This window comes from Deinococcus betulae, from assembly GCF_020166395.1.
In the GTDB taxonomy this organism is placed as follows: Bacteria; Deinococcota; Deinococci; order Deinococcales; family Deinococcaceae; genus Deinococcus; species Deinococcus betulae.
Genome location: NZ_JAIQXU010000036.1, coordinates 22,460 through 43,328, shown reverse-complemented (window position 1 = coordinate 43,328; position 20,869 = coordinate 22,460). Strand labels below are relative to the sequence as shown.

20 protein-coding genes and 1 tRNA gene are annotated in these 20,869 nt (G+C 65.1%); 4 read left to right on the top strand and 17 right to left on the bottom strand.

From position 1 onward, the window contains the following. Nucleotides 1-335 (top strand): TIGR02391 family protein (locus K7W42_RS20045; RefSeq protein WP_224576937.1); only part of this gene is annotated, 335 nt, incomplete at its 5' end. A 515-nt stretch (nt 336-850) separates the two neighbouring features. Here K7W42_RS20045 and K7W42_RS20040 read toward each other — a convergent pair. The 5 genes from K7W42_RS20040 to K7W42_RS20020 all read right to left on the bottom strand — a co-directional run bounded on the left by K7W42_RS20040 (nt 851) and on the right by K7W42_RS20020 (nt 4,203). Beyond that, entirely contained in the window at nt 851-1,102 is a 252-nt protein-coding gene (locus K7W42_RS20040) for a type II toxin-antitoxin system Phd/YefM family antitoxin (RefSeq protein ID WP_224576936.1), read from the bottom strand. A 621-nt stretch (nt 1,103-1,723) separates the two neighbouring features. Next, nucleotides 1,724-1,805 (bottom strand) — tRNA-Leu (locus K7W42_RS20035). 42 nt (nt 1,806-1,847) lie between these two features. After that, complete coding sequence (gene purD, locus K7W42_RS20030; protein WP_224576935.1) at nt 1,848-3,107, bottom strand: phosphoribosylamine--glycine ligase; 1,260 nt, start codon at nt 3,105-3,107, stop codon at nt 1,848-1,850. After that, the gene (locus K7W42_RS20025; RefSeq protein WP_224576933.1) at nt 3,107-4,033 is read right to left on the bottom strand and encodes an MBL fold metallo-hydrolase; all 927 of its coding nucleotides are present in this window, start codon (nt 4,031-4,033) and stop codon (nt 3,107-3,109) included. The genes purD and K7W42_RS20025 overlap by 1 nt, the downstream gene beginning before the upstream one ends. Beyond that, nucleotides 4,030-4,203, bottom strand: a complete 174-nt coding sequence (locus tag K7W42_RS20020; protein WP_224576932.1) for a hypothetical protein — start codon at nt 4,201-4,203, stop codon at nt 4,030-4,032. Before K7W42_RS20020 ends, K7W42_RS20025 begins: the two co-directional genes overlap by 4 nt. Before the next feature lie 109 nt (nt 4,204-4,312). Here K7W42_RS20020 and K7W42_RS20015 point away from each other — a divergent pair, with 109 nt between their 5' ends. After that, a complete protein-coding gene (locus K7W42_RS20015; RefSeq protein WP_224576931.1) occupies nt 4,313-4,789 on the top strand; it encodes a peroxiredoxin in 477 nt (158 codons plus the stop codon). 57 nt (nt 4,790-4,846) lie between these two features. Here the strand turns inward: K7W42_RS20015 and K7W42_RS20010 are convergent, their stop codons facing one another. From K7W42_RS20010 to lysS, 7 genes are all read right to left on the bottom strand, one after another. Continuing rightward, nucleotides 4,847-6,775, bottom strand: coding sequence for a hypothetical protein (locus K7W42_RS20010; RefSeq protein WP_224576930.1), 1,929 nt, complete (start codon nt 6,773-6,775; stop codon nt 4,847-4,849). Further along, nucleotides 6,772-7,470 carry a redox-sensing transcriptional repressor Rex gene (locus K7W42_RS20005; RefSeq protein WP_224576929.1) on the bottom strand — a complete coding sequence of 233 codons (699 nt, stop codon included), beginning with the start codon at nt 7,468-7,470 and terminating at the stop codon, nt 6,772-6,774. The genes K7W42_RS20010 and K7W42_RS20005 overlap by 4 nt, the downstream gene beginning before the upstream one ends. 1 nt (nt 7,471) lies before the next feature. Beyond that, nucleotides 7,472-8,515, bottom strand: coding sequence for an SPOR domain-containing protein (locus K7W42_RS20000; protein ID WP_224576928.1), 1,044 nt, complete (start codon nt 8,513-8,515; stop codon nt 7,472-7,474). Then, on the bottom strand, nt 8,512-10,143 hold the full coding sequence (locus tag K7W42_RS19995; RefSeq protein WP_224576927.1) for a tetratricopeptide repeat protein: 1,632 nt from the start codon (nt 10,141-10,143) through the stop codon (nt 8,512-8,514). The genes K7W42_RS20000 and K7W42_RS19995 overlap by 4 nt, the downstream gene beginning before the upstream one ends. 91 nt (nt 10,144-10,234) lie before the next feature. After that, complete coding sequence (gene rlmN, locus K7W42_RS19990) at nt 10,235-11,266, bottom strand: dual-specificity RNA methyltransferase RlmN (protein ID WP_157461224.1); 1,032 nt, start codon at nt 11,264-11,266, stop codon at nt 10,235-10,237. A 152-nt stretch (nt 11,267-11,418) separates the two neighbouring features. Next, a complete protein-coding gene (locus K7W42_RS19985; protein WP_224576926.1) occupies nt 11,419-12,789 on the bottom strand; it encodes a DUF1990 family protein in 1,371 nt (456 codons plus the stop codon). A 93-nt stretch (nt 12,790-12,882) separates the two neighbouring features. Beyond that, on the bottom strand, nt 12,883-14,091 hold the full coding sequence (lysS, locus tag K7W42_RS19980; RefSeq protein WP_224576925.1) for a homocitrate synthase: 1,209 nt from the start codon (nt 14,089-14,091) through the stop codon (nt 12,883-12,885). A gap of 128 nt (nt 14,092-14,219) precedes the next feature. On the opposite strand from lysS, the gene K7W42_RS19975 reads away from it, so the two are divergent. Next, nucleotides 14,220-15,623 carry an MATE family efflux transporter gene (locus K7W42_RS19975; protein WP_224576924.1) on the top strand — a complete coding sequence of 468 codons (1,404 nt, stop codon included), beginning with the start codon at nt 14,220-14,222 and terminating at the stop codon, nt 15,621-15,623. Between the two features lie 93 nt (nt 15,624-15,716). Next, nucleotides 15,717-16,112 carry a hypothetical protein gene (locus K7W42_RS19970; RefSeq protein WP_157461220.1) on the top strand — a complete coding sequence of 132 codons (396 nt, stop codon included), beginning with the start codon at nt 15,717-15,719 and terminating at the stop codon, nt 16,110-16,112. A 46-nt stretch (nt 16,113-16,158) separates the two neighbouring features. Here K7W42_RS19970 and K7W42_RS19965 read toward each other — a convergent pair whose 3' ends face one another. The 5 genes from K7W42_RS19965 to K7W42_RS19945 form a co-directional block, all read right to left on the bottom strand. Then, entirely contained in the window at nt 16,159-16,908 is a 750-nt protein-coding gene (locus K7W42_RS19965; protein ID WP_157461219.1) for an ABC transporter ATP-binding protein, read from the bottom strand. Continuing rightward, the gene (locus K7W42_RS19960) at nt 16,905-17,738 is read right to left on the bottom strand and encodes an ABC transporter permease (RefSeq protein ID WP_157461218.1); all 834 of its coding nucleotides are present in this window, start codon (nt 17,736-17,738) and stop codon (nt 16,905-16,907) included. Before K7W42_RS19960 ends, K7W42_RS19965 begins: the two co-directional genes overlap by 4 nt. An 18-nt stretch (nt 17,739-17,756) precedes the next feature. Continuing rightward, a complete protein-coding gene (locus K7W42_RS19955) occupies nt 17,757-18,716 on the bottom strand; it encodes an ABC transporter substrate-binding protein (RefSeq protein ID WP_224576921.1) in 960 nt (319 codons plus the stop codon). 169 nt (nt 18,717-18,885) lie between these two features. Continuing rightward, nucleotides 18,886-20,061: a sulfate adenylyltransferase gene (gene sat / locus K7W42_RS19950; protein ID WP_224576919.1), complete on the bottom strand. Its 1,176-nt coding sequence runs from the start codon at nt 20,059-20,061 to the stop codon at nt 18,886-18,888. Between the two features lie 99 nt (nt 20,062-20,160). Beyond that, nucleotides 20,161-20,865, bottom strand: coding sequence for a phosphoadenylyl-sulfate reductase (locus tag K7W42_RS19945; protein WP_224576917.1), 705 nt, complete (start codon nt 20,863-20,865; stop codon nt 20,161-20,163). Nucleotides 20,866-20,869 lie beyond the last annotated feature (4 nt).

Genomic DNA, 20,869 nt, shown 5'->3' with positions numbered 1-20,869 from the left:
CCCGAAGTACAGCTAGTGACCAGCAGACACTTCTACCCAGCTACTTTCACCCGGACCTGCAGGAGCGGTGTGCAACTTCATTCGCCAGTGGTGATTATTTCACGGCGATTCTGAATGCGTTCCGGTACATCAAGGTGCGTGTCCGAGACCTTGCTCAGCTCTCCAGCACCGATGTAAGCGTCGGTGTGGTCAACAATGCTATGGGCCAGAAAAGTACACGCATCTTCTTCAGTAAGGTCATAACTGAGCAAGAGGGCTATCAGGCACTTTTCCGGGGCGCAGTGGCCACCCTGAAGAACCCGCTTAGCCACAAAGAAGTCGAACACCTAGACTAGGGCCGCACACTGGAGCGCCTAGCCTTTGCCAGCATGCTACTGAAGGATCTGGACGAAGCCACAGTGGTACTGCCTGAAGAGACATGAGCGGCAAAAAGGAACCGCCCCCAGCCTGGTCCTGGGGGCAGCTTCTGAAATGCCATACGGTCAGCGATTCAGACGGCGCTTGATGTGCTTGTAGAACTGCAGATCGTTTCTACAGTCCACCAGCACAATCATGATCACGTGCTCGCTGGCGGTCTTGTGTTCGGTCAATCCGATTCGGTACTCACCTGAATCCATGCGTTAAACGCCTGGGAAGTTAGTCATAGGGCGCCGGTCAGGGGCTGGGAGCCTGCTTCAATACCTTCATCTTCGCCCAAACCTAACGGTAGTGCTTGTCCGGCAGGGAGTCGAGATCCCTCTCCACCTTTAGGTGTAACTTGACCTTAACGGTGAGAGGAGCGGCGGCAGTCGTAGTCGTCGAGATCGACGCTTTCTGCGGGGGGGTGCGCGAGGCACTCATGAATGATCTCCTAGATGTCTACGTCATCTAGAAGCTGCAGGATCCTCAGGTCTTCCATCGTGACCATCGCGGCAGCAGGCTTTCCTTTGTTGGTGATCACCAGGCGCTCGCGTCCGAACCGGACACGGCTAATCACTTCCATAAAGTTGGCTCTCGCTTCGCTGGCGGGGAAAACTGTCAGCTGAGCTTCGGCTTCGGCGGACTCGGGTCGCGTTGGGTCGCAGGCCCGTCCTGAACGCTCCTTGGGCAGGGGTGTTGGCATCGGGGCAGCCTTCCTTTGGGGAGAGAATGGGGTATCAGCCCTGGGGGAAGTAACTAAGCGAGGCATAGGCAGGCTTCTAGCTCATAGGGACACAACTGTGTGTCGCGCTTATGCAGCGGCACTGCGATGCTGTTAAAACCTTCCATTCAGACTCCATCGTGTACCTTTAGATTTTGTACGATTTGTACAATTGGCACAATAGAAAGTTAGCCCTTTCGCATACTCAAGAAAGGGCTAAAGATCACTTTTTAAGGGGCTATGATGGCGACCATAGATCTCTCAGCAGGCCTAAAACGGGCTGTCGGCTAGGGAAGAGAACGCGACGGCCTTAGCCTCGGCTAGCCCCAGGGCGGGGTTAGTCGGCGGCTTGCGGGATGGCCTGCCCGAACTGGGCGCCCACGATGGCGGCCACCAGCGGCGGCGGCACAGCGGACATGCTGCGGCAGGCGTGGGCGGCAGAGCTAGTGGTGGTGGAGTGTTAGGGGAGAGCTGGTTCTATGGATTTACCAGAGACTCATAAAAAGCTGGTTACAGTAAGAGTTGCAGCAAAGTGGAAGTTCGGCGCGGAATTGCAGGACGGCCAAATGAACAAAGCTCCGTCTAGGACGGAGCTTTCTCTGATGGTGCCGGTGAGGGGACTCGAACCCCTACGGTTTCCCGCTCGATTTTGAGTCGAGTGCGTCTACCATTCCGCCACACCGGCACAGCGGGCGAGGCGAATGCTAGCGCCCCAGCCCCCTGCTGGTCAAACAGGCTTGGCGTCCGCTGCGGGGACGGCTCCAATTCGGGCCCCCAGATCCCGCCGGTATTGAGCACCTGGAAAACCCACGCGCCCTGCCAGGGCGTAGGCACGGCCAAGCGCGGCATTCAGGGTGGGCGCAGTCGCAGTCACCGCCAGCACCCGGCCGCCGCTGCTCAGGAGCTGGTCCCCGTCCTGCTGGGTCCCTGCGTGATAAATCACCTCGTTTTGAGCTTCCTCAGGCAGCGTCAGCGGTACCCCCTTGACAGGCTTACCGGGGTAACCGGGGGCGGCCAGAATGACCACAGCGCTGGCCTGATCAGTAAAACGGACTTCCTCGGGCTTCAGCTGTCCCCGCGCCGCGTCCAGGGCATGCTGGGCCAGGTCGCTGGCTAGCAAGGGCAACACGGCTTCGGCTTCGGGGTCGCCAAAACGGGCGTTGAATTCCACGACTTTTGGGCCAGTCGGCGTCAGCATCAGGCCCGCGTACAAGACGCCCTGAAATGGGTGGCCGTCGGCCTGCATGCCCCGCAAAGTCGGTTCGATGATGGTTCGCTTGACGTTCGTCAACATGTCTGCGTCCAGAGGGAAAGGGCAAATGACACCCATGCCGCCCGTCATGGGGCCGGTGTCGCCTTCAGAAATGGTTTTGTGGTCCTGGCTGGGCGGAGTCAAGGCGTAGCGCTCTCCATCGGTCATAGCCAGTACCGTGACCTCCTGACCCACCATGAAGTCTTCAAGGACAGCTTGCGCGCCGGCCTCGCTAAAAATCTCCTGCAAGGCCGCCTGCGCCTCTTCAAAGGTGTGCGCGATGGTCACGCCCTTGCCCGCTTTCAGGGCGGCGTCCTTGACCACGATGGGCGGCGTGAGGCTGCGCGCATAGCCCAGCGCCGTGTCCAGATCCTGAAAAGCCTGGTGCGCGGCGGTGGGAATGCCGTGGCGAACCATGAAGGCCTTGCTCCAGGCCTTATCGCTTTCCAGGCGACTGGCGGCGCGGTTGGGGCCAAAAGCTGGAATGCCCAGAGCGGCGCACTCGTCTACCACGCCCGCTGACAGGTAGGCTTCTGGCCCCACGATGACCACCTCTACGCCTTCTCGCTGCGCCAGGCGGGCCAGGCTGGGGGCGTCCTGGGCGCTGTCCAGCACCTGGGCCAGACCAGCAATCCCCGGATTTCCTGGCGTACACAGCACCTCATGGCCCGCGCGGGCGCAGGCGTGAACGATGGCGTGTTCACGCCCACCGCCGCCAATGACCAGCACCCGCATCAGTAGCCTCCCGCCGCGCCACGCACGGTCTGCCGCTGCCAGTACCGCATCAGGCCCTGCACACTCATCCAGGGTGGGCAGGCAAAATCGTAGCGGCCGGGCAGATCAGGAGCCTCGGCCCGCAGGTCGGCCATCAACTCGCCGGTAAAAGCGGCGTTGATGGTCTCGAAGTCCTGGCCCGCTGCCAGGCCGGCGCGCACCCATTCGGCGTCGGCGGTCATGGTGCGGCGCAGGCCCGCCCAGTGGTCTGGAGTCTTGGCATAGGTGCCAAAGTGCGCGAGGTGAAGGCGCGTGGCCTCCAGCGCTTCCAGGATGTCCAGACTGGTGCGCCACGCCTCCAGGTCAATGTCTGGGGGCGGGGTGGGGGCGCGGGGGGTCTGCGTTTCCGTCAAGCGGATGCCGCCCGTATCCCCTACGAAGAGCTCGTCCCCGCTGTGGTAGGCCAGATGGTGTGAGGCGTGACCAGGCGTGGCGATGGCCTGCACCTCTAACTCGCCCAGGCGGAGCCTCTCGCCGCCTTTCAGGGCGGTGAGGCGCGCCGGGGCAATGGGCCGCATGCCCCCCCACAAACGTTCCATCTGGTCACCGTAAATCTGGCTGGCACTGGCCAGTAGCCGCTCAGGACGGGCCAGATGCCCGGCGCCACGTTCATGGACATAGGCGCGTGCCTGAGGCACCTGGGCCAGCACCTCACCAGCACCGCCCGCATGGTCCAGGTGAATATGTGTCAGCAGAAGGTGCCGCACGTCCTCTAGCCGCGCACCTAGGGCTTCAAGGGCCACGCGCAGGGCCGGCAGGGTGCTGGCAGGGCCGGTGTCCACCAGGGCCAGGCCGTCGCCGGTGTCAAAGACAAACGACGCAATCACGCCAGGAGTACCCAGAAACAGCAGATCAAGCGCCTGCACGGTGGAGGCGGTGGCCGTCATGCGTTGCCCGTCAGGCGGGCACCCAGGAGAAGCGCCGCCAGTGCGTATTGAACGCCAGCAATCATCCGGAGCATTTGAGCGCTGGGGGCCGTCTTAAGCGGCCCCAGCGCCAGCGCCAGAATGCCTGTGGCGCTTAGAAGAATCACGACAAAAAACACCCACAGTCCCATGCCTGTCAGCATAGCGTTCTGTCAGAGCCAGCAGCTCTGACCTGCGCGTCTTAAAAGGCGTTGAGCCAACCCTTGCCCAGGCAGCATTTGGCCCTTTTACACTGCGGCCATGTCACTGACTGTTGGAGACTATCTGCCCCGCCTGACCGCCGAGCAGGACACCGGCCTGGCCTATGCTCCGGCACAGGGCCGCTGGCGCGTGCTGTTCTTCTTTCCGAAGACCGCCACCACCCACTGCCAGTTGCAGGCGCGGCGCTACCAGGCGCTGTACCCACAGTTTCAGGCCCAGGGAGTGGATGTCGTGGGCATTAACGGCGACCCCCGTCAGGAACAGGCCCGTTTCAGAGATGTTTGCAAGCTGGATTATCCACTGCTGGATGACCGCAAGCAGGTTGTCAGCAGTCTGTTTGGCGTACTGGACGACCCCTGGCCCGGCGAGGATGTGCGCCGCCCCCGCCGTGAGACCTTTCTGGTGGCGCCGGACGGCGTTATTACTGACCACTGGACAGAGGTTATCCCTGGTCAGGATGCCGAAACGGTGCTGGCGCAGATTCAGGAGCGGCTTGGGGCGGAGTTAACGGCGTAGAGAAATGAGCAGTAGAGGCCACCTCTCTTAAAGAGGCGGCCTCTATTCAGATCGGGCTTACGAAGCGTTGCGCTTCACAACAATGATACCGCCCTGATAATACCGCGTTACACCCGTGACCAAATCCTGAACGATATAGTCAATCCGGTAACTTCCCTCATCTGCGAAGCCCTGTGTTAACTGGATGGTTGACCCTGCAGAGAACACGGGGTCAAGCCGCTGACGCGTCGGAATCAACGTGTTCGTGGTGTTGTCGTACGCCAGGGTAGAGACGCGCACGCGGTTGACCGTTCGGCCAGGCACACTGCCGTCACTGCCCGGAATGACCCAGCGGGCGCTGCGAATATTAAGCTCTCCGGGCCGGGTGTCTTCCACGATGTTGTCCACAATGGACTGTTCTGCCAGCCCGGCGATATCACTGTCCACTGTAGCCCGGGAGACACGAACCGGCATTTCCTGAACGTTGGAGTTTCCACTGCCGTCTGAGGCCGTAATGCGGAGCGAGTAATTGCCGTTCTGTACGTAAGGCTGGGCATCAAGCAGAGCGCCAATTTCGAAAATGCGGTAGACAACGCCCGCTACATTCACCGGGATATTGTGAGTGAATGGTGACGCTGGGCATGACTGAGTGGGCAACGCTGTCACAACATCGCAGATGAAGTCCACACGGATATCCGTGATCCCGCCGTCGTCACTGCCCTGAATCTCCAGTGCCGAATTGCGCGAGAGGATGGAACGGGTAGCGCCCGCGTATGGATCTTCGACGTACGCTGGCATCAGGACACTCAGGGCAGGCGGTTTGGTGTTGTTGACCTTGGTGGTAATGGGTGTCGCCGCATTCAACGTTCGGGTAGAGGCATCAGTCAGCACAGCCTGCGCTGTTGCGGTAATGGTGTAGGCATTGCTTGAAAATTCAGACCCAATCAGGTCGAGTGGGATATATGCTTCAAAAATCCCCTCACTGACACGGTTCGCCTTGCCATAGGTGGTTTTGACAATCCGCCCCTGGAAGTCGCGCACATCAAGGCGCACGTCGTTGCTCCCGTTAAATGGGGTCAAGGTAAAGGCCGAGGTGGATTGGCGAAGCTGGACACGAACAGTCACTGGGCCAGTGACGGTGGAGTTGGCATCTGGACTCAAGATGCTGATGGTGGGCGCCGAGATATTGCGAATCTGCACCGTCTGAGGTGTGCTCTCACCACGCAGGCCGCTCTCTGTCAGGGCGATGATCTTTAAGGTGAGCGCGCCATCTGGATACTTCGAAGTGTCCACGCTGAAGCTGACGTTGGGATTGACGCTGGTGAAAGAGGTGTTGTCGATATTGCCTTTACTATCACTGACTTCAAGCACCAGGCTCTTGACCTTACTGGTGACATCGAAGTTTCCCGACGCGGTGACACTCAGGCTGCCGCTGTAAGGCTGCGCCCCAGTGGTGTTAATAGTGAGCAGTGGCTTGGGCGCGGCCTCTGTTCCGTCGTCACCGCCATTCTGAGTGGAGGTAAAACTAAAGGGTAGTCCGTTCTGCGTGCCATTGAACTGCACGGTCACCGGCAGATTGCTCGCGCTGGGGTTGGCGCTCAGGACCTTAGCAAACAGCTCTGCGTCAGAGAAGGTCTTGCTGAGTGTACGGTCAGCGTAAGTGGTGCCGGAATCGTTAAAATTGCAGGCTGCTGACGGGTTGCTCGTCGCTGCGGCGCAGGTGAGGCCAGCCGGCAGCGTGAACGAGGGCACGCTCACCGTTTCGCTCTTGGCCGTCTTGGTCGTCGTGTCTGTCCAGGTTAATGTGGCGCTGTTGATGGTGACTTCACGCCCGCCCGCCTTGTTGGTAAAGGCATATGTCGTGGTGCCAGAGAGCTGACCAGCAGTCGTCGTCACGCTCGTCTTGCTGGGTGAAACGGTGACGGAAGCGTTGCTGCCGCCTGGCGTGCCTGTGGTGTTGCAGGCCGCCAGCAGCAGGGGCAGGGACAAGAGAGCAGCTTTCTTCATGCAGGTTCCTCCGGAGCAGGAGCGTCTTTGAGGTGAGGATTAAGAATATAAAAGGCCAGGCGCTTCATGCCCGCGAGAAAGTCAACATTCTCCACAATCACACCACGCCACTCATCACTGATTTCTTGCTGACCCGCCCGTTCGGCCGCTCTGGGCTGAATGACCGTCGGGGCAAAGTTCAGGATGCCCTTGACCCCGGCGTCGGCCAGAGCCTGCGCGGCGTCCTGGGCACGCTCAGGCGGCACAGCCAGAAAGCCCATATCCACGGCGTTCAGGCGCGTGAACTCACTCAGGGTATCAATATGGTCGACCTTCAGGCCGCGCACTTGCTGCCCAACCAGATCCGGGTGAACGTCAAACAGGCCCACATATTGAAACTGATAGTCACTGGCCCCCGGATAGTTGGCAATGGCCTGACCCAGACGGCCCATGCCGACAATCACCACGTTCCACGAGCGGTTGAGGCCCAGCACCCGCACCAGTTCGCGCTTCAGGATAGGCACGGTGTAGCCCATACCGCGTGTCCCGAAGCGCCCAAAATAAGCCAGATCCTTGCGGACCTGAAAGGCCGTCACCCCGGCTCGCTCGGCCAGGTCGTTGCTGCTGGTGCGGCTCACGTCCTGCAGTTCCAGGCTTTCCAGAATACGCAGGTAGGTGACGAGGCGGCTGATGGCGGCGGTGGGAATTTCGGCCACTTCAGCGCACCCGGAAACTGTCGAGGCCGTTGTCGTTCAGCCGTCCCTCGGTGCGGCCCAGGGCGTCGCCGGTATAGGGACCAACCAGCACCGTCACCTTATGGCCTTCAGGGGCGCTGACCGTGGGGGCGTAGCCCAGGTCGCGCAGCTGCTGCACGAGGTTCTGGGCACTTTCCACCCGGTCAAAGGCCCCCACTTGAAGGTAGGTGGGGCCGTCAGGGGCTGGAGCAGGTGTGGTGGCCTGTGGGGCGGGGGCTGCTGTCTCTGGCGTAGTGGTCTCTGGTGCTGAAGTGGTCGGCGTGGCTGCCTCAGGCGTCGTCGCCGTGGCGCCTGTTAGGCTGCGGCCTCTGGGTGGGTACAGCACCGCGCTCGGGTAGGCGCGTTGAATATCCGCCAGGGCCTGCCGCGCGCTGGCCTCGTCACTGAAGGGTCCCAGCTGCGCCACCACCTGCGTGCCCAGGTCAATGGGATAGATCGTGTAGCCCAGGGCGCTGACCCCGGCAGCGGCGCTGCGGGCTCCCTCTTCACTGCCAAACGTGCCCAGGCTGATGCGGTAGTCGCTGCGCAGCGGCACCCGCTGTTCAGAGGCTGCCACTGCGCCGCCCGTGCGTGGCGCCGGCGTGGTGGTCGGAGGCGCGCCGTCTTCTTCCGTTGCTGCTTCAGTGATGGCCCCGGCAGGCGCAGGTGTCTCCTGCGTGACTGGCGTTTGCAGCGCCGGGTCCGGTTGACCAATAGGCGCCGCCTCAATCACGGGGGCTTCTTCTGTGGGAGGTGCGGTCACGGGCGCCGCAGCTTCCGGAGAGGCCGTCTCGGCGCCTGCGCTGACTGGTGCGGTCTCGGTGGTGGCCGGTGCCGACGCCTCGGTGCCGGGGGCATTGGGAATGGTTGGGGTCACGGCGGGGGTCGACCCCTGCGGGGCACTTTCAGAGCCGCCGCGCAGCAGCACGGTGCCAAACCCGCCCACCAGCAGGACCACCAGGGCGCCAATCATGACATCTGGCCAGCGGCGGGCCCCGGTGCCGGGTTTGACCTGGGGACGACTCACCTCAGCGCCCCCTGCGCGCGGATGTTGCCCAGAGCCGCAGCGGTACGCAGTGAGGTCCGGGCCTCGGGTTCACGCGACTGGGCCCGCTGGGTCAGGCCCAGCAAGTACCAGGCCTCAGCGTTTTTGGGATCGTCCGTGACCAAGCCGCGCAGAATGGCCTCGGCCTCGGGGTAGCGGGCGCTGGCGAGCAGAGCGCTGCCCAGGTTCACGCGGGCCGTCACGCTGGGGCTGAGCTGCACACTTTCGGCCAGGGCGCTGGCTGCGCCGGCGTAGTCCTTCTGGGCGTAGGCGCTCAGACCCAGCCACAGGGCCGTGTCGGCGTTGGGCGCGCGGGTCTGGCTGGACCGCAGCGCCGTGCGCGCCTGCGCGTACTGGCCCTGGCGGTAGGCGGCCACCCCCTGCACGAACAGGGCGCGGGCCAGGGTGGCTTCGTCGGGGCGCAGGGTCAGGGCCAGCGCCGCGTCGCGCGCCGCCTCGGCGTTCTGGTTCAGGGTAAGGCGCACGCCGGCCAGCGCCGCGCGGTAAGCCGCATTTTGCGGGGCCAGTTTGACCGCGTTTTGCAGCGCGGTCAGGGCGCCGGGGCGGTCGTTGCGTAGGGCCCGCAGCTCGCCTTCGCGGGCAAAGGCGGCGGCGTTGCGGCTGTCCTCGCGGCCAGCGTCGCGCGCGGCAAACACGGCGGCGCGGGTGTCGCCCGTGGCGGCCAGGATGTTGGCCTTCCGCAGCAGGAGGACGGAGCGGTCGCCGCCGTTCTGCACCCGGCCCGCTGCCGCGTCCAGTTCGCGGATGGCGCGGTCCGGGAGGTTCTGGGCCACATAAATGTCGGCGAGCAGCAGCGCCGCGTCCACTCGGGTCGGCGCCTTTTGCAGCAGGGCGTACACACCGGGCAAGGCGGCTGTGCCCTGACCACTGAGGGTGCGGGCCTGGGCCAGGCGGTAGGCCACGTCCAGATCATCGGGGACGAGCACCGCCAGCGCCGCCAGAGAGGTGCTCAGGGCGGCAAAGTCGGCCTTGCGGGTCTGCTCGGCGGCCAGGGCTTCGAGAACCTGCCGCTGGGCGGCGGGGGTGGCCTGGCCGGCCATCAGGGTGGCGGCCTGGGTAAACAGCGTGAGGGCCTGGTCACGGTTGCCCTGACGCGCGGCGATGACGCCCAGGTTGTACAGCCCTTCAAAGCGGGTGGGGGCCAGGGCCTGAAACTGCTGGAATTCAAAGGTGGCGCCGCGTTCGTCGCTCAGGGCGAACAGCGTCAGGGCCAGCCCGAAATGAGGCTCGGGGTTGGTGTAGTTCTGGGCCAGCACCGCTTCAAACTGCGTGCGGGCGCGGGCGTAGTCCCCAGTCTGGTAGGCGGCGCGCGCCTGATCCACCTGGGTTTGCTGCTCGGCAGTGAGGGGCGTCACCGTAACCGCCGGCGCCGTGGTGGTCGCCTGACCAGTCGCGGCGCTGCCCGGAGCGCCCGGCACTTGCAGATTCTGGGCACTTTGCAGCGCGCCCTGCGCCGAGGTCGTGCCGGCCGATTGCAGGGTGTTCTGCACGCCGATGGTGCTGACCGTTTCGATCATGGTCTGCGCGGCCCCAGACGTGGCCAGTGCCAGGGCCAGCCCCAGCAGAACCGCTTTCGTGTGTTGCGTCACCTTGATGGCCTCCTGATGTGCGGAAAACGCCTGTAGCCTAGCATTAACGTCTCTCGGAACCCTTACTCATGTGCGGGGCTGCTCCCCGGCCTCAGGCCGCGCCTGTGACGGCTGCGGGGCGCTTCAGGGCCAGTTGCCCGCAGGCGGCGCCAGCGTCGCGCCCACGTGAACGGCGCACGCTGACATCCACCCCGCGCGCTTCCAGAATGTCGTAGAAGGTCTGAATCTGCTCCTCGGTGCTGCTCTCAAAGTTGGACCCCGGCCAGGGATTCATGGGAATCAGGTTGACGTGACTGACCAGCCCGCGTAGCAGCTCCGCCAGGCGCTCGGCCTGCCAGCCGTGGTCGTTGAGCCCCCTGAGCATGGTGTATTCCATTGTGATGCGGCGCCCCGTGACGTCCTGATAATCGCGGGCGGCGGCCATGATCTCTTCGATAGAGTTGACGTGTCCGGTGGGAATAATCTGGCGCCGGGTGTCTTCGTCGGGGGCGTGCAGGCTGATGGCCAGTTTGATGCCCAGGTCGTCCTCGGCGGCCAGGCGGCGAATCCCCTTGGCAATGCCCACCGTGGAGAGCGTCACGCGGCGTTTGCTCATGCCCAGCGCCTGCGGGTGCAGCAGAATCCGCGCGGCCTGCATGGTGTTCTCATAATTGAGCATCGCCTCGCCCATGCCCATAAACACGAGGTTACGAATCTCGCGCGGGGCGACGTCCTCGCCGCCCGCCACCGCCAGCACCTGCCCCACGATCTCGCCGGGGGTGAGGTTGCGGCCAAAGCCCATCGCCCCGGTGGCGCAAAAGGCGCAGCGGGCCGGGCAGCCGACCATGGTGGACACGCAGATGGTCTTGCGGTCCAGGTAGGGCATGTACACGGCTTCCATCTGGCGGCCGTCGTGCAGGGTAAACAGGTACTTGACGCTGCCGTCACTGCTGCGCACCGTTTCGATCAGCCGAAACGGATTGAGGTGATACTGCGCCCCCAGTTCGGCGCGGGCCGGGCCCGGCAGGTTGCTCATGGCGTCAAAGGTGCCCACGCCCTGCCCGAAGACCCAGTCGAGCAGCTGCCGCCGCCGGAACCCCTCCAGGGGGTAGGCGTCGGGATGAAGGTCGAGAAGAAGCTCCATGCCAGGTAGTGTACGGGTCAGCCGCGCCCCGCTTCCGTGAAGTCCTCGGGGATAAAGGCGGGCGCGGGATTAGCAGGACGCGGTAGAGCAGGCAACATCGACGAGGCCAGCTGCCGCTCTGGTCAGTTTGGCCTGAGTTCAGAGCGCAGGTTTTATTTTTCTGCGGCCTGCGTCTCGTGTCCTGCTTCCGGTGCCTGCACCACCCGGCCCCCGACCCAGACCTCAGTGCCGCCTGCAGTGGTGGCAAACTGGGCGCTCAGTCGGGCTGGCTGGCCAGGCATCCGCTGGGCCGCGCGCAGGAGGTTGGTGTCGGCCGGCAGGTCGCCGCGCGCGCCCAATGTGCCCACCAGGCAGGCCAGCATATTGCTGCTGGCGGCGTCCTCGGCAAAGCCGCGCAGCGGGGCGAAGGCGCGGAAGCTGACCAGGGCGCGGTCAGGCCCACCCGGCGCGTGCAGCACCAGGCCGGTGGTGCCCGTCGCCTGACCCAGGGCGCGGATGGCCCCGTCATCCGGCGCGAAAGCGTCCAGTGTGGCCAGACCGTTCACCTGAACCACCAGCGTGGGCCGCTCGGTCTGGGCCAGCCAGGGGTCCTGACCAGCCAGGCCGATGGAGGAGAGGTCGGCCGTCATCGGCCGCGCCTGCACCTCGCCCTGCCGCAGCAGCCATTCGCCGCCGCACAGCTGCGCAGCCTGGTCCTCGGCGCCCGGTCCCTCGCCCTGGGTCACGGTCAGCAGGTCGCTGAGAGGCAACTGGGTCTGAAGAACCGTCAGGGCCGCCAGCGCCGCACTGTCCGAACTGCCCTTCTCACGGGCAGGCGTGAACACGCGCAGGTGAACGGCGGCTGGTTCGGCCGCCTCCACGAAGACGCTCAGGGGCGTGCCTGCGTGGGCAGCGGCGGTTTGAGGGTCTGTGACGGCTCTGGGAAAGACGGTGACAGCCTTGCCCCCTTGCCCGTCTAGACCCGTAAAGACACGGCGGCGCGTGCCTGCTGAGGAAAGCAGAGCAGTCGTCAGTCTGGAAGCGTTCATTAGACCATTCTTCAGGACGCGCCCGCCTGCATGGCAAGGAGGTATTGACGTGTGCCCTGGGCCCGCACCCACAGGGCCAGGGGACGCCCCAGCCGCCGCAGGCCGTGGGCCGGGCAGGAGTCGGAACACCACCTTGTCGTCTTCCTGCCACTCCACGAGAAACAGTCCCTTGCCGTGTTCCGGGTGACCCGGCAGGGTGGTGTACACGAAGCCCCAGCGGCGCGGCTCGTCAATGATCTGCGTGACGCGGCAGCCAAACGCCAGGCGCAGTGGGCTGCGCGGTCCCGCCTGAAGACAGACCAGGACAGTCAGGCCCACGGCAGGCGGAGTGTCTAGAACGACCCGGAGCCAGCCCGAACGGTGCGTCTGCCAGCCGCGCAGAGGTGCGCGAGCCCGCCTAAAAGTGCCTTCGCCCCGGCCCAGGTCGGCCTGAGCCGCCTGCACCGCGCCCTCAGCCCAAGTGGTCAGGGGCGCCGCGCTCAGGCGCCGCCGCATGCGCGCCAGTGCGGCGGGCGTGTTGAGAACCAGGGGCAGACCTCTCACGGAAGAGGCGCGTCGCTGAGCGGCCGTCCGGGTCGCCCGTTTCCTTTACGCACTCACCCATTCCCGCAGCACCTGCTCCAGATGCTCGTCATCCAGCTCATTGTGCTCGGCCAGCGCCTTGATGTGGTCCGTCACGCGGCGCAGGGCGTCCTCGCCGTAGTGCAGACCCAGTTCGCGCGCCCGGTAGGCAATCGCGTGCTTGCCGGTGACCTTGCTGCCCGCCTGAATCCGCCGCCCCACGCCGAACACGCCCGGTGGAATGGCCTCGTAGGCGCCGGGGTTCAGGTAGATGGCCTTGAGGTGCATGCCGGCTTTGTGGTTGTAGGCAAATTCACCGGTCAGGTAGTTGTTCCAGGGAATCGGCAGGCCGACCATGCGGGCGATCATGGCGTCCAGTTCGGGCAGGAGGTCGAGGTTGTACTTGGCCATCAGGCCGTGCGGGTCAAAGGTGAACATCCGCGCCAGAAAGCCGCCCAGCGGCGTAATCCCGTTGCGCTCGCCAATGCCCAGGATGGTGGTGTCAATGTGGGTCGCGCCGGCCTCGACGGCCTCGTAGGCGTTGCTGACCGCGCAGCCGGTGTCGTTGTGGCCGTGGAACTCAATGCCGCAGTCCTCGTGAATCACTTTGCGGACCTCGCGCACCAGGGTGTAGACCTGGCGGGGGGTGGCCACGCCCACCGTATCCGCCAGCCCGACCCGGTGAACCCCCAGGTCAGAGACCGCCCGGTAAACCGCCATCAGGTCCGCCTCTTCTGAGCGGAAGGTATCCTCAGCGGAAAAGCGAATCTGAAGCTGAGGATGATTGGTCTTGATCCAGCCAATCACCTCCTGCGCCGCCTCGATAATCTGCCCGATGTTCTTGCCGTGGCTGAATTCGCGCAGGAAGGAACTGGTGCCGAACAGCAGGTCCAGGCCGTCTACACCCGTGTCTACCGCCCGCCGCACGTCTTCCATGTGGCAGCGCACATGGGTCAGGAACTTGGCCTTGAGCCCCAGCCCGGTCAACTGGCAAATGTCGGCGCGGGTCTGTGCGCTGACCATCGGCGTCGTGACTTCAATGAACTCGGCCCCGAAAGCGTCCAGGGCACGGGCAATCTCGATTTTGTCGGCCGTCCCGAAGTTTCCACGGGCAAACTGCTCGCCTTCCCGCAGCGTGGAATCAATGATGGCCCAACTCGTGGCGGGAATCAGGGGGGCGGGCAGATCGGTGATGGGGTCGGCGTCCTGGGTCATGGGGGTCTCGCTGGAGGGCATTCTGGTGCCTATCTTGTTAAATGTCAAGAAAAAGAGTTAAAGTATTTCCAAGTGAAAAGAATGGTCGCGTTTGTCACCTCGGTCATCTGGCTGATTCCTGGTCCTGTTCGGGCGTGTAGGGTAGGGGCATGTCTGCCGAAGCAGTTCTGACGCCGCCCCCTTCTGAATCGTTCAAGAGCCCAGCCCGTCAGATTGCCGATATTGCTGTGCCGGTCAGCCTGGAGATGGTTATTCAGCTGGTCCTGACGTTCGTCAACCAGATCATCGTGGGCACCCTGGGCGCGGTGGCGGTGGCAGCGGTCGGCCTGAGCGGCAGCCTGGGGTTTCTCTTCTTTGTCACGCTGGGGGCGCTGGGCACCGGGACCAGCATTCTAGTGGCCCGGCGTCACGGCGCGCAGGACACCGCCGGCGTCAACCAGACACTGACCGTCAGTGTCCTGACCAGCCTGCTGCTGGCGCTGCTGCTGACCGTGCCCGTGGTCCTGGGCGCCGGTGCGCTGCTGCGCCTGGCCGGCGGCGAGGAGGCAGTGACGCAGGCCGCCATTCCTTACATGCAGGTGAGCATGCTGGCCCTGATTCCCGGCAGCCTGGCCTGGATCTTCAGCGGGGCGCTGCGCTCGCTGGGGCACGCGCGCACGCCGCTGGTGGCGACGGTCATCACGGTCATCGTGGAGAGCCTGGTGGCGCTGGGCCTGGTGTTCGGGGTGGGGCCGCTGCCGACGCTGGGCGTAGTGGGCGCCGCGTGGGCGCTGGTGGTGGCCAACGTGCTGAAGGTGGCGCTGCTGGCCTACCAGATCTATGGTCCGCGCCACCTGGCCGCCCTGACCCTGCCGGCCCGTGCGGCGTGGCGCACCATTGCTGGCCCCCTCCTCAAGGTCAGTGCGCCGATGGCCTTTACCGAGTTTGCGTGGAGCCTGGGCGGGTTTCTGTACGCTGCGGTCTACGCCCGCGTGGGCACGGCGGCCCTGGCGGCCAGTCAGATTGTGGGCACCCTGGAAGGAATTTTTATCGTGGGGTCGTTTGGCCTGATGAGCGCCGCGACTGTGTTCATCGGCCGCGCCCTGGGAGCAGGCGACCCGGCAGGCGCCCAGGTGTGGCTGCGGCGCATTGGCCGCGCCGGGCTGCTGACGGGTGCAGTATTTGGTTTGCTGTTTGCCGCCAGCGCCCTGCTGGTGCCGCCCCTGTTTCCGCGTGTGGGGGCCGAGGTGCATCAGATTGCGCTGTTCGGCATTCTGATCAGCGCTGTGACCCAGGTGGCCAAAGTGCGCAACATGATTATCGGCGGCGGCGTGCTGCCCGGCGCCTCTGATGGCAAGGGCGTCATTCTTGGGGATGTGGTGGGGGCGTTTGTCGTAGGGCTGCCGCTGGCGGTGGCGCTGGGCCTGTACTCACCGCTGGGCGTCTGGGGCGTCTTCCTGGGCCGCAGCGCCGAAGAACTGGTGAAGGTGGCCATCTTCGAATGGCGCCGCCGCCGCATTGACTGGGTGAAGCTGGCCCAGGAGCAGGAGGGCAAAGAAGTAGCGGCGCATTGAGCCTGGTGTTCTCGGCAGAGGAGAGAGCGCTGCTCCTCCAGTCCTGCTATAAGGAGCCCCGGCTGGCTGACTGGCTGGCCCAGATGTGGACCAGTGGAATACGGGTTTCCACCCGAGTCCAGAATCTACAGAGAGGAAGAAATCCCGCTGTATCAACGCACCTGGAGTCAAATCTGGCACCAGGGCACCATCTATCCGGCAACCTGTGTGGCGGTGCCGGTGTGGTGTGCGGTCATCCACCGTTTTCCAGCCGTCTTTCACGGCGAACTGTTCGTTCTGCTGGCGCTGATAGAGGCGTCCAGACAGCGCCGAAATACCCACCCGCCCGGGCTTGAGGCTCACCTCTCGCTTGCCTTCAGGGTGAACTATCGGCAGGCGCTGGAGGGGCTGGCCGCCGTTCTCCCCGCGCAGATGGCACTGGCCGACCCCACCACCCCGCACAGTCAGGATGCTCTGCGGGTCATGCGATCGCTGCTGAACAAATGGTGAGGCGGCGTGTGAGCAGTCCACACGCCGCCTCACCCTTGCTCACTTCCTAGACCTTAAACAGCCCCTGCAACTCGGGCAGGCTGGTCTGAGTGGCCAGCGTGTCCAGCGCCACCTCGCCGTCGTGCAGAGCGACGATACGCTGGCCCAGATGCAGCGCTTCATCCAGCTGGTGCGTCACGAACACCACCGTCACGCCGGCCTGACGCCACAGGCTCAGCAGTTCGTCGGCCAGGGCAGTGCGGGTGGCGTGGTCCAGGGCGCTGAACGGTTCGTCCAGCAGCAGCAGCCCCGGCTGCGTGACCAGGGCGCGGGCCAGGGCGACGCGCTGGCGCTGCCCGCCCGACAGCTCATGGGGGCGGCGGCCTTCGTAGCCGGCCAGGTTGACCTGCCGCAGGGCCTCGGCCACCCGCGCCTTTTTCTCCTGACCAGAGACGCCGCGCAGGCCAAAGGCCACGTTGCCCGCCACCGTCAGCCAGGGAAACAGCGCCGCTTCCTGCTGCACCAGGGTCAGGCGGGGGTGGGGGCCGCGCACAGCCTCGCCGCCCAGCGAAATCTTGCCGCTTTGCGGGCGCAAGAAGCCCGCCAGCAGCGACAGCAGGGTGCTTTTGCCACTGCCCGAAGGCCCTACGACGCACAGGAATTCGCCAGCGGCCACCTGAAGACTCAGCGGCCCCACGCCTGCGCCGCTGGCCTGCTTGCCGTGATAGCGGTAAACCACGCCGTCCAGCTGCAGTGGGGCGCCGCCGCGCACAGCGCTGGACACCGCAGGCACAGAGCGATTCATGGTGGTGGTCATTGTGGCACCTCCAGGCCGTAATTGCGCCTCACGCGACCTTCAGCGGCGCGCAGCAGGGCGTCAAACAGCCCGCCGATAATGCCAATGATGATGATGGTCGCCAGCACCAGCGCCACATTGGCGGTGTTGCGCCCCACCTCTAATTGCTCGCCCAGACTGCTGGCCCCGGCAATTAATAGTTCGCCGCCCACCAGTGCCCGCCAGGCAAAGCTCCAGGCAGTGCGCAGGCCAGTCAGGATGTTGGGCACGCTGGCTGGCAGCAGCACCCGCAGCATCAGGCTCAGCGGCCCGGCGCCCAGGGTACGCCCCGCCACTCGCAGGGCGGGCGGGACATTCAGCAGCGCGCCCGATACCGCCAGCGCCACCGGAATAAAGCCCTCCAGAATGACCACAAACAGCACCGCGCGCTCGTTGAGGCCCAGAAACAGGATGGCAAACGGCACGAACGCGATGCTGGGGACACTCTGAATGCCTGTCAGGTAGGCGCCCAACGTCGTGCGCAGAGGCCGCCACGCCCCCATCAGCAGGCCGACCCCAACGCCCAGCGCCACTGCGATGACGTAGCCCGTCAGGACGCGCCGCAGGCTGCCAGCAATCGCGGACAGCAGTTTGCCGTCCTGGGGTCCGGTGCCCCACAGGCCGTAACTGATTTCGGTCCAGACGGCCTTGGGCCCAGGAAAGACGTAGGGCGGATACACCTTCAGGACATCGGTGACCAGCCACCACAGGCCCAGGATGACCAGCAGGCCGGCGAACTGCCAGGCCAGCATTTGCCAGCGAGAGGGACCGCCGGCGGGGCGGGCGAAGTCAGTTCGTTGCAGCGCAGTCATGACATTCCCCCAAGCCGCTTATTTGCGCAGGAACGGCGTGAGGTCGGGCGCGCTGCGAGCATAGCCGGCCTCCACGTTCAGGGCGGCGTATTCCTTCAGGGCGGCGGCGTCCAGGGCCGTGGTGAAGCGGGTGCGGGCAAAGGCGCGCTGCAGCACGCGCGGGTCCAGCTTGGCGCCGGTGAGTTCCAGCAGCTGCTTGTTCACGACGGTCTGGGCCGCCGCTGGCGACTTGTTGATGTACGCCACCGCGTCGCCGTGGGCCTTCAGGAGCGCCGCCACCAGGGCCGGGTTGGCCTGGGCGAACTTGGTGTTCACGATGACCACGGTGGTCGGATACTTGCCGTCGCGCCACACGGTTTTCTCGGTGCCGATAATCTTGTGCCCCTGGGCTTCCAGTGCCGCGCCCCAGGGCTCGGGGACCAGCGTGGCGTCCACCCGTTTGGCTGCAAAGGCGGTTTGCACGTCGGCCGGGGCCACGGGGGTAATCGTGACGGTGCCGCCATCGGTCTTGGGCTTCAGGCTGTTCTCGTTCAGGATGTGGCGCAGGCTGATGTCCTGGGTGTTGCCCAGGCTGGGCACCGCCACAATCTTGCCGCTCAGGTCTTTGTAGGTCTTGATGCCGCTGTCCTTGCGCGCCACCAGCACGGCGCCGGCCTCGCTGGCCCCGGCAGCAATTTGCACGGGCATTCCGCGCGTAATGGCATTGATGGCCGGGCCCGGCCCGATGTAGGCGATGTCAATCTGCCCAGCGGCAAAGGCCTCGGTCAGCGTGGTGCCCGAGACAAATTCCTTGGGTTCCAGCTTGACCTTGCCCAGCGCCTTCTGAAAGGTGCCGCGCTCCAGGCCCACCAGCGCGGGGGCGTGGGTCAGGTTGGGAAAAAAGCCCAGCCGCACGCTTTGTGCCTCCTGGGCCTGGGCAGAGTGGGTGGTGCCCAAGAGGGCAAGGGACAGGGCAAGCAGGGTCTGGGTTCGGGTCATAGGAAGGGGCCTCCGGTGGAGATGCTGCATTTCAAGCTCAGGCGCCGCCGACCGGGTGTGACCACGCTGGCGGCGCCTTCAGGGCTTCTTAAGGCCCGGTCAGGAAGATGAGGAAGAGGGCGCAGGCGGCAGCCTGAGGAGGGTCAGCGGCCAGACCCGACAAGCGCCTCTACGCCCGCCCGGTATAGGCGGCGCGCAGCACCTCGGCCACTTCGGGGCGGGTGAATTCGGCGGGCAGATCCTCGCCGGCGCGCAGCTTTTCGCGGACTTTCGTGCCACTCAGAACCAGATGGTGGGAAGAATCGTGAGGGCAGGTGCGTGGGCTGACAAGCTGGCCGCAGGAGTTGCAATAAAAGGTGTGTTCAAACTTCAGAATCTGCACACCCAGTTCTTCGGCGCTGTAAGCACTGAAAATCTCCTGGGCGTCGTAGGTGCCGTAGTAGCTGCCCACGCCCGCATGGTCACGCCCCACGATGAAGTGCGTGACCCCGTAGTTGCGCCGTGACAGGGCGTGCAAAATCGCCTCGCGCGGCCCGGCGTAGCGCATGGCGGCCGGGTAGACGCTCAGGAGGGTGCGGGCCTGGGGATAGTACCCGGCCAGCAGCACCTCATAGGCCTTGACGCGGGTGTCGGCGGGCACGTCGTCGCCCTTGGTGGTGCCTACCAGCGGGTGCAGCAGCAGGCCGTCCACCAGTTCCAGCGCCACCTTTTGCAGGTATTCGTGGGCGCGGTGAATGGGGTTGCGGGTCTGGAACGCAACGGTGCTGCGCCAGCCGCGCGCCTCAATCACCGTTCTGACTTCGGCGGGCGTGCGGTGATGCCCCGGAAAGGCGCCGCGCGGAACGTCAAACAGCGCCACCTCGCCGGCCAGGTTGTAATCACCCTGGGCGTACAGCGCGGCCACGCCGGGGTGCGCCTCGTCCTCGGTGCGGTAGACCTCGCGGGCTTCCAGGGCCTTTCTGGCCTCGTAAGCCTCCTGCACGTCTATCCAGCCCACATCCTGGCCGGCCACCGTCAGGACCACGCGGCCCCGCAGGCGCGCGGCGTCCTCACGGCTCACGGGCAGCGTAATGGGAACGCTCCAGGGGGTGCCGTCGGCCAGGCGCAGCCGCTCGATGACGCTGAGGTAATCGGCCTCGCCCACAAAGCCGGTCAGGGGCGAGTAGGCGCCCGTCGCCAGCATTTCCAGGTCGGCGGCGCTGCGGTCCGAGAGCGCCAGGCGGGGCAGGCCAGCCAGCTCGGCGGGGTCAAAGTCAAGACCGGGGTGGCGCAGACGGCTGACGAGGGTGCCGCCCAGAGGGGCCGGCAGGGCAGAGGAGGCAAGGTGGGGCAGCAGAATCGTCATGTCGTGGGCAACCTCGGATGGGGTGGAGTCAGCGTACTTGGTGGACAAAAGGGGTCAACTACTGCGGCAAAAAGAAAGAGGGGGAACATCGCTGGGCCTTCACAGGCGCCCCTCGCCGGCCCACAGGCCGCACTCGGTTTTGCCCTGGCCCGCCCAGCGGCCCGCACGGGCGTCCTCGCCGGGGCGCACCGCGCGGGTGCAGGGCCAGCAGCCGACGCTCAGAAAGCCGTCCCAGTACAGCGGATTGACCGGCAGGTCGTGGGCGGCGGCGTACGCTTCGAGCATTTCGCGCGTCCAGTGGGCCAGAGGATTGATCTTGACGCGCGCGCCGTCTTCGACAAACGGAATCTCGGCGCGGGTGGCGGCCTGGTCGCGGCTGCGGGCGTTGAGCAGTGCCGAGGGGGCCTGCTGGCGCAGATAGGCCTGCAAGGGGGTCACCTTGCGCGCCGCGCAGCAGGCATCCGGGTTGCTCGCGTACAGCGTGGGGTCGGTCTGCCCGTCCTCGGGGTGGGCGCCCGCATTCAAGGTCACGAAGGTCAGGCCCGGATAGCGCGCCGCCAGGCGGTCCCGCGTGGCCAGGGTTTCGGGAAAGTGAAACCCGGTGTTCACGAAGATCACCTCGCCCCGGTAGCCCGCCTGATAAGCCAGGTCCAGCAGCACCACCCCGTTGAGGTTAAACGCACTGGGCATCCGCAGGTCGGGGTAGGTCGCCAGCGCCCAGCGGATAACCTCCAGCGGGTCGGTGTCCGGGGAGAAGGCGGCGGGAAGCCAGGGAAGGCGCGGGGCCTCTTCGGTCCGGTCCACAGCT

Excerpts from the sequence above, each read along its gene's own strand:
- K7W42_RS20040 (WP_224576936.1), bottom strand. The coding sequence starts at position 1,102 with ATGCCAACACCCCTGCCCAAGGAGCGTTCAGGACGGGCCTGCGACCCA.
- purD (WP_224576935.1), bottom strand. The coding sequence starts at position 3,107 with ATGCGGGTGCTGGTCATTGGCGGCGGTGGGCGTGAACACGCCATCGTT.
- K7W42_RS20025 (WP_224576933.1), bottom strand. The coding sequence starts at position 4,033 with ATGACGGCCACCGCCTCCACCGTGCAGGCGCTTGATCTGCTGTTTCTG.
- K7W42_RS20020 (WP_224576932.1), bottom strand. The coding sequence starts at position 4,203 with ATGGGACTGTGGGTGTTTTTTGTCGTGATTCTTCTAAGCGCCACAGGC.
- K7W42_RS20015 (WP_224576931.1), top strand. The coding sequence starts at position 4,313 with ATGTCACTGACTGTTGGAGACTATCTGCCCCGCCTGACCGCCGAGCAG.
- K7W42_RS20010 (WP_224576930.1), bottom strand. The coding sequence starts at position 6,775 with ATGAAGAAAGCTGCTCTCTTGTCCCTGCCCCTGCTGCTGGCGGCCTGC.
- rlmN (WP_157461224.1), bottom strand. The coding sequence starts at position 11,266 with ATGGAGCTTCTTCTCGACCTTCATCCCGACGCCTACCCCCTGGAGGGG.
- K7W42_RS19985 (WP_224576926.1), bottom strand. The coding sequence starts at position 12,789 with ATGCGGCGGCGCCTGAGCGCGGCGCCCCTGACCACTTGGGCTGAGGGC.
- lysS (WP_224576925.1), bottom strand. The coding sequence starts at position 14,091 with ATGCCCTCCAGCGAGACCCCCATGACCCAGGACGCCGACCCCATCACC.
- K7W42_RS19975 (WP_224576924.1), top strand. The coding sequence starts at position 14,220 with ATGTCTGCCGAAGCAGTTCTGACGCCGCCCCCTTCTGAATCGTTCAAG.
- K7W42_RS19965 (WP_157461219.1), bottom strand. The coding sequence starts at position 16,908 with ATGACCACCACCATGAATCGCTCTGTGCCTGCGGTGTCCAGCGCTGTG.
- K7W42_RS19960 (WP_157461218.1), bottom strand. The coding sequence starts at position 17,738 with ATGACTGCGCTGCAACGAACTGACTTCGCCCGCCCCGCCGGCGGTCCC.
- K7W42_RS19955 (WP_224576921.1), bottom strand. The coding sequence starts at position 18,716 with ATGACCCGAACCCAGACCCTGCTTGCCCTGTCCCTTGCCCTCTTGGGC.
- sat (WP_224576919.1), bottom strand. The coding sequence starts at position 20,061 with ATGACGATTCTGCTGCCCCACCTTGCCTCCTCTGCCCTGCCGGCCCCT.